Here is a 7,689-nt window from a genome sequence, read left to right as displayed (position 1 = left end):
GTCTCGGGGTGAGTTGTCGGGTGCCGGTCTGGTCGCGGAGGTAGGTGTAGCCGGCTGGTGATCGCCAGCGGTAGGTCCCGGGTCTCTGGATGTCGTAGTGCCAGCCGGCGTGGGTTTTGAGGCGGTGGTGGTGGCGGCAGAGGGCGGCGAGGTTCGAGGTCCKGGTCTGGTCGGTGCCGCCGTCGGGGTCGTAGGGCTCGATGTGGTCGAGGTCGCAGGCGCGGGCGTTGCGGGTGCAGTAGGGGAACACGCAGGTGCGGTCTCGGAGGATGACTTGTTCGCGGAGCCGGTCGGAGGGCTGGTAGGCCTTGGTTGCGAGTTCTTCGTTGAGGTCGATCACCGGGCGGAKGGTGATCTGGGCGCCGGGTGCGTTGAGCCAGCCCTGGATCTGTTCCTGGGAGATCAGGTGGGGKCCGCGGTTCTCCAGACGGCCGAAGGGGTCACGGGGGTCGAGGTGGAGGTAGAGGGTGATGGGGCGGCGGGGGGCTGGTGGTGCGGTTGCTTCTTGGCTTGCGGGGTTTCGAGACGGCCGCTGCGCGGCCTCCTCAACCAGCGATGAGGAGGGCAGCGGCAGTTCGCCGCGGGCCAGGTTCCCCAGCGCTTCGGCGCGGCGGGCGTCCAGGGATGCCTGCGAGCCCCATTCCTTCAACAGCGCCGCATCGGCGGAGAGGCGGGCGTCGAGGTCGAGGGCATCGACCAGGTCGAGCTCGCCGTGGATCAGGCTGGTGCCTTCGAAGGAGACCTGGTGGTGGTCCACGGTCACGTGGCGCTGATCAGCGCGACGTTCGGCGATCTCCCGGGCGGTCTCGGGCATGAACCGGGCGATCGCCTCATCGACCAGCCGGGCGGTCTCCGCCGCCCCGATCCGGTGGGCGAAGCGTGCCACCTGCGCATCGACGTACGCGGCCGCGTCCATCGACAGGTGCAGGGTCTTGGAGGCGATCAGTCGCGCTCGCCACACCTTCAGGGTCCCGGAGGTGATGCGGTGCCAGACCCGAGGCAGCCGGTGCGCCAGCTCCATCGCCTCGGCGATCAACGCCCGACCGGAGCGGTCCGACATCCCGAGCGCGGCGCTGAACTCGGTAACGCAGAAGTTCGAGACCAACGGCGCGCCCTCGCCCGCCAGCGGAACCGGGGTGTCGCCCCAGGTCGCCGCGAAGTCCGGGTCGGTGACGGTGTGCTGTGCTGCCCAGGCGACTGCCTGCACGAGCAGGCCGACCTCGGCAGCATCAGCCTCGGCACGAAAACGACGCGCAGCGGTCAGTGCCGTTGCTGCGTCGAGGGTGCCCGAGGTCATGAGATGAATCTAGGGAACGGCACCGACAGTCTTGGTGTCGGAATTCGCCTTGTCCACAGGGAAATTCGGGGTGGCTGCGAGGACGGGCCCTGCCTTGCTCACGCCGTCTCGACAGGCTCGACGACCACAGCTCGAGGACCACAGCTCGACGCCCAGGTGCTCCGCCGTTCACCAAGTTCGGGTGACCCCGTACCACGGCCGGAAGTGGTGGACTCGGGTGCCGACGAAGGGATCCGTCCGCGATGAGCGAGCACACCCCCCACGAGGACGCGGCCACGGTGCCGCTGTCCCCGGAGGCCCTCGGCGCTGCGCCGGGGCCGCGGTCGGTGCTGCTCAAGGTGCTGAGCGCGGCGCTCTCCGGCGGTCTGATCGTGCTGCTCTTCGGGGTGCTCATCCCGACGCTCAGCGGGATGGGCGAGGTCTGGGACGCGATCGCGGGCATGAGCCCGGCCACCGTGGTCGGGCTCGTCCTGATCGCGCTGCTGATCCGGCTGCTGCTCTGGATCGCGTTCGCGGTGATCGTGCCGGGGTTGTCGCTGTTTCGCTCCGCGATCAGCAAGGAGGCCGCCACCGCGGTCAGCAACATCGTCCCCGGGCCGTCCGGGACGGCGGCGCAGTACGTGATCCTGCGCTCCTGGGGCGTCAGCACCGAGCGCTTCGCCGGGGCCACGGTGACGATCGGGGTGCTGTCGAACGCGCTGATCCTGGTCGCGCCCGGCCTCTTCTGGCTCGTCTGGGTGCTGCTCGGGATGCCGGCGCTCGGACGCAGCGAGTGGGTCTGGCTGGTCGGCCTGGTCGCGATCACGGTCTCGGTGGTGACGATCCTGCTGGTGAGCGCGGTGTTCGGCAGCGAGCACCTGGCCGCGCGCGTCGGCCGGGTCGCGCAGCGCCTGGTCAACCCGCTGCGCAAGCTGTTCAAGAAGCCGGCGATGACGACCTGGCCCGACCAGGTCGTCGAGCTGCGCAGCAGCACTCTCGCCGAGCTGGAGCTGCACCGGGTGAGCCTGCTCGGCTGCGTCTTCGCCGGCTACCTCGCCAACGGCGTGCTCCTGGTGGCGAGCATGTACGCCTGCGGGGTCTCGGAGAAGGACCTGCCGGTCTCGCTCGGCCTGACCCTGTACTCGATCGGCCGCCTGTGCCTGATCGTGCCGATCACCCCGGGCGGCGTCGGTGTCGCCGAGGTCGTCTACACCACGATCTACGTCGCCGTCCTGGGCGAGGCCGCGAAGAACGAGGTCATCGCCGGCGTCCTGGTCTTCCGGGCGCTCACCTACGCCCTCCCGCTGATCACCGGGGCGGTCTCCTACGTGATCTGGCGGGTGCTCCGGTTCCGCGAGCGCCACGAGGCCCAGGAGGCGGCCGCCGGCGCCTGAGCGGGCCCGTCCGGCCGCCGGGTCGGCGGATCGGCTCCGATCCGGTATCCTGGTCGTGCAACTCGTACGTCGGCCCCGCGAGCCGAGGAAGCCCTGGATCTCAGGTGTGTTCCCGTCGTGGCTCAGCCCGGCCGACGACACACGCGGTCCGTCGCGACGACGGTGCGGCCCGAGTCGCCGGGTCCGTCCGGGCGGGCCGAGGGGATGTACCGGGGGAGACCCGGGGTGACTGGTGCGGCGTCTGGCCGCACGAAGGACACGGAGGATCAGTGGCTCGAACCAGGCAGCGCCAGAGCGGTGCCCGCCGTACCGGCACGCAGACGCGACGCCCCGCCAACGGGCGCGCCCGCGACGAGGGCGGGATCATCCCGCAGCTCGCCCGTGCCGTGCGCGAGGTGGAGTCGGCGGTCGAGAAGCGCTCGATCGCGCCCTCGACCCGCACCAAGTTCCAGGTCGTCGCCCTGCTGGCCCGCGAGGAGCGGCTGCGGATCAAGGCCGACGAGACGCTCTCGGAGTCGCGCCGCGGTGAGGAGCTCAAGCGCCTCGACGGGATCGCCACGATCCTGGCCCAGACCGCCGGTCGCGACTCGACGCTCTTCGAGCTGCTAGGCGACGGCGCCGAGGTCGACAGCGAGGCCCGGGCTCTGATCCGGGAGATCAAGACCGCCGGCGGCATCGAGGTCGCCGAGGAGGTCCCGGCTCCCAAGCAGGTCGAGCCGAGCGAGTCCGAGCCGCGCCGGGTGGTCCCGCAGTCGGTGCTCTCGCGCCGCCTCGCGAACCCGTTCATGGTCCCCGACTTCAGCGCGCCGCGTCGCCGGCACCGCGACAGCGAGCTGGCCCGCTGGGAGCTGCTCGGCCCGCTGTTCCGCTCGTTCGAGCAGGCCGACTCCGGTGCCCCGGCGTGCATGGTGCTGCCGGAGCCGGGCCTGATCAAGGTGCCCGAGGGCCTGGAGCTGATGCACCACCAGGCGGAGCTGGTCGAGGCCGCGAAGGAGCACCGCTCGTTCCTGCTCGCCGACGAGCCCGGCCTGGGCAAGACCGCGCAGGCGCTGCTGGCCGCGCAGGCCGCCGACGCCTACCCGCTGCTGGTCGTCGTCCCGAACGTGGTGAAGACCAACTGGGCCCGCGAGGCCGAGCGCTGGACGCCGCGGCACCCGGCCACGGTGATCCACGGCGACGGCGACACGATCGACGGGTTCGCCGACATCATCATCGTCAACTACGAGGTGCTCGACCGGCACGTCGGCTGGCTCACCGAGCTCGGCTTCCGCGGCATGGTCGTCGACGAGGCGCACTTCATCAAGAACAAGAGCTCGCAGCGTTCGCAGCACGTGCTGCACGTGGCGGCGAGCATCCGGCGCACGATCGGCCGGCCGCTGCTGATGGCCCTGACCGGGACGCCGCTGATCAACGACATCGACGACTTCCGGGCGATCTGGCAGTTCCTCGGCTGGATCGACGACCGCAAGCCGCTCGGCCCGCTGATGGACGCGCTCGAGGACACCGGGCTGACCCCGCTGGAGCCGGCGTTCTTCCCGGCCGCGCGCCGTGCCGTCATCGAGCAGGGCATCGTCCGGCGCCGCAAGGTCGACGTCGCCAAGGACATCCCGGAGCGGCGGATCGCCGACATCCCGGTCGAGCTCGACGGCGAGGCCGGCCGCTCGATCCGGGCCGCCGAGGCCGAGCTCACCCGCCGCCTGGTGGCCCGCTACGACAGCGCCCTGGCCGCCCGCAAGGAAGGCCACGAGGTCGCCGGGATCGACCACGACCTGGTCCGCCGCGTCGCGGGCTGGGAGCGCGAGGACGGCGACGAGAAGACCGGCGAGAACGTGTTCGGCCTGATGCGCCGGATCGGCCGGGCCAAGGCCGAGCTGGCCGCCGACTACACCGCCCAGCTGGCCCGCAACGTCGGCAAGGTCGTCTTCTTCGCCCGGCACATCGACGTGATGGACGTCGCCGAGGCGAACTTCGCCAAGCGCGGCATCAAGTACGCCTCGATCCGCGGCGACCAGAGCACGGCCGCCCGGACCCGGAACATCGACTCGTTCGTCAACGACCCCGAGATCGAGGTGATCGTCTGCTCGCTGGCCGCGGCCGGTGTCGGCGTCAACCTCCAGGTCGCCTCCAACGTGGTCCTCGCCGAGCTCTCCTGGACCGCGGCCGAGCAGACCCAGGCGATCGACCGGGTGCACCGGATCGGCCAGGACGAGCCGGTCACCGCGTGGCGCCTGATCGCGGCGCAGACGGTCGACACCCGGATCGCGGAGATCATCGACACCAAGGCGGGTCTCGCGGCCCGGGCGCTCGACGGCTCCGACGAGGACGTCGTGTCCTCGGTCGACCTGCAGACCGAGGCCCTGGTGGCCCTGCTCACCGCGGCGCTCAGCGCGCGTGAGCTCGCCGGGTAGGCTGCCCGGCGTGACCGATCGACGTACCCGGGGCGAGATCTTCCGCTACACGGGCTTCACGCTCGACGCGGACGGCACCCTGACCTGCACCTACGCGCTGGACGACGAGTCGTTCACCGAGCGCTTCGACTGCGGTCCGGGCGACCACACCTCGCCGGCCGCCCAGGCGGTCGCGCGGCTGGTCTTCCTGCTCGCCGGGATCTCTTACTACAAGACCGGCGCGCCGCCGCTGATCGAGGGTCCGGCGGACGGCCTCACCGCGCGCGAGCGGACGTTCCTGCGCGACTACTACCTCTACGGGCTCGCCGAGTTCTCCTACACCGGCGGCCACGACCTCAGCGACCTGCGGATCGAGGCGCCCGAGCGGACCGCCGCGCCGGTGGTCGCCGACGTGAAGACCGGGCACCCGCTGGTCCCGTTCGGCGGCGGCATCGACTCGGTCGTCGTGGTCGAGCAGATCAAGGAGCACCTGCCGGACGCGGCGCTGTTCGTCGCGAACACCTCCGACGTGCCGTTCGCGCCGATCGAGGACACCGCGGTCGTCGCCGGGCTGCCGGTGCTGCGCGCCCGCCGCCACCTCGACCCGCAGGTGCTCGCCTCCCGCGAGCGCGGCTACTTCAACGGCCACGTGCCGGTCACCGGCATCCTCTCCGCGCTGGCGCTGCTGGTGGCGGTCGCCAACGGCCGCGACCGGGTGGTGATGTCCAACGAGCACTCCGCCAGCGAGCCGACCGCGATGGTCGCCAACGGCGTCCCGGTCAACCACCAGTGGTCCAAGAGCCTGGCCTTCGAGTCCGCGTTCCGCGAGGTGCTCGCCGAGTCGGTCACCGGCCTGGACTACTACTCGGCGCTACGGCCCTACAGCGAGCTCTGGGTGAGCCGCCGCTTCGCCGACCTGCCCGAGTACCACCTCGCGTTCCGCAGCTGCAACAAGGCGTTCTACGTCGACGCGGCCAGCCGGCTCAGCCAGTGGTGCGGCGAGTGCGACAAGTGCTGCTTCATCGACCTGATCCTGGCGCCGTACGTCGACCGGTCCCGGCTGGAGGAGATCTTCGGGGGGCGCGAGCCGCTCGGCCGGGCCGACCTGGAGCCGGAGTTCCGCTCGCTCCTCGGCGAGCCGGGCCGCGCCAAGCCGCTGGAGTGCGTCGGCGACGAGGGGGAGTGCCGCCGTGCGGTCCTGCTCGCGGCGGCGCGCGACGACCGGGCGGGCAACCCGCTGCTGGCGTCGCTGGCGGCGTACGTGGAGGGGGCCGGGATGCCGGTCCCGTCCGAGGAGACCCTGCTGCACCGGCAGGGCCCGCACTTCCTCCCCGACGACGCACCGGCTGCATGACCGGCGCGCTCTCCTGGGCCGACCTGCACGGCCTCCGGGTCGGTGTCTGGGGGACCGGGGTCGAGGGCACCGCGACGCTACGCCGGCTCGCCGCCGACGGGATCGAGCCGACCGCGGTGGTCGGCGGGACCGACGACGCCGCGGTGCAGGCCCTGCTCGGCTGCGACGTCGTGGTGAAGAGCCCCGGGATCAGCCCGTACGACGCCCCCGCGCGGACGCTGGCGCAGGCCGGGGTGCGCCTGGTCGGCGGCCTCGGCCTCTGGCTCGCCGGCGCGCCGAAGAACCGGGTCGTCTGCATCACCGGCACCAAGGGCAAGAGCACCACCACCAGCATCGCCGGCGCGCTGGTCCGCGGCCTGGGCGAGACCTGCCTGACCGGCGGCAACCTCGGCTCGCCGCCGTGGGACCCGGAGGCGGAGTCCGGCCCTGGGCCGGCCGACTGGTACGTCGTCGAGGTGTCCAGCTACCAGGCCCGCGACCTCGAGGTCGGGCCGGCGGTCGTCGTGGTCACCTCGCTCGGCGAGGACCACCTGACCTGGCACCACGGCGTCGACAACTACGTCCGGGACAAGCTCTCGCTCTGCACCCGGCCGGGCGTCGAGGTCGTCGTCGTGCCCGCGGGCGACCCCGGCCTGGCGCGGCACCGCGACCTGCTCGGTGAGCACGTCGTCGAGGTCGGGCCCGGGTCGGAGGGTGCCTGGGTGGACGCGCTCGGCCTCCTCGGCGCGCACAACCGCCGCAACGCGCTGCTGGCCCGCGAGGCGCTGGTCCGGCTCGGCGTCCCCGGGGCAGACGACGACGCGGCCGTCGCCCGTGCCGCGCGGGACTACCAGCCGTTGCGCAGCCGGCTCACCGCGGTCGGCACCGTCGGCGGGGTCGACTTCGTCGACGACAGCCTGAGCACGAACACGCTGCCCACCCTGGCCGCCGTGGACGCCTTCGCCGGCCGCCGGGTGGCGCTCCTGGTCGGCGGTCACGACCGCGGCATCGACTACGTGCCCCTGGCCGAGGGCCTGGCCGGGCGCGCGGACCCGCTGCTCGTGCTGACCCTGCCCGACAACGGCCCGCGGATCGCCGCCGCGCTCGCCGAGCACGCCCCCGGCGTCGACACCCGGCCGGCCGACGACCTGGTCGCCGCGGTCGGGGCGGCGTACGCGTGGGCGCGACCGGACGGGGTCGTGCTCCTCTCGCCGGCGGCGCCCAGCTTCGGCCGGTTCAAGGACTACGCGGAGCGCGCCGACGTCTTCGAGGCCGCGATGCGCGACCTGGAGGACTGAG

At 72.4% G+C, this 7,689-nt stretch carries 5 protein-coding genes; 4 read left to right on the top strand and 1 reads right to left on the bottom strand.

The window, feature by feature from the left end; all coding sequences use genetic code 11:
* Window positions 1-1,297 (bottom strand): DUF222 domain-containing protein (locus AB4Y76_RS03025; RefSeq protein WP_441922022.1); only part of this gene is annotated, 1,297 nt, incomplete at its 3' end.
* A gap of 242 nt (window positions 1,298-1,539) precedes the next feature.
* Here AB4Y76_RS03025 and AB4Y76_RS03020 point away from each other — a divergent pair.
* The 4 genes from AB4Y76_RS03020 (at window position 1,540) to murD (ending at window position 7,688) form a co-directional block, all read left to right on the top strand.
* Window positions 1,540-2,670, top strand: coding sequence for a lysylphosphatidylglycerol synthase transmembrane domain-containing protein (locus AB4Y76_RS03020; RefSeq protein ID WP_441922021.1), 1,131 nt, complete (start codon window positions 1,540-1,542; stop codon window positions 2,668-2,670).
* Window positions 2,671-2,939: 269 nt separating this feature from the next.
* Entirely contained in the window at window positions 2,940-5,078 is a 2,139-nt protein-coding gene (locus AB4Y76_RS03015; protein WP_441922020.1) for a DEAD/DEAH box helicase, read from the top strand.
* A gap of 10 nt (window positions 5,079-5,088) precedes the next feature.
* Window positions 5,089-6,411, top strand: coding sequence for a hypothetical protein (locus tag AB4Y76_RS03010; protein WP_441922019.1), 1,323 nt, complete (start codon window positions 5,089-5,091; stop codon window positions 6,409-6,411).
* Entirely contained in the window at window positions 6,408-7,688 is a 1,281-nt protein-coding gene (gene murD, locus AB4Y76_RS03005; RefSeq protein WP_441922018.1) for a UDP-N-acetylmuramoyl-L-alanine--D-glutamate ligase, read from the top strand. The genes AB4Y76_RS03010 and murD overlap by 4 nt, the downstream gene beginning before the upstream one ends.
* The last annotated feature ends 1 nt before the right edge of the window (window position 7,689 follow it).

It is taken from the genome of Marmoricola sp. RAF53, assembly GCF_052114005.1.
Taxonomy (GTDB): Bacteria; Actinomycetota; Actinomycetes; order Propionibacteriales; family Nocardioidaceae; genus Marmoricola.
The sequence above is the reverse complement of the archived record's forward strand: the minus strand, read 5'-3'. Positions and strand labels throughout refer to the sequence as shown.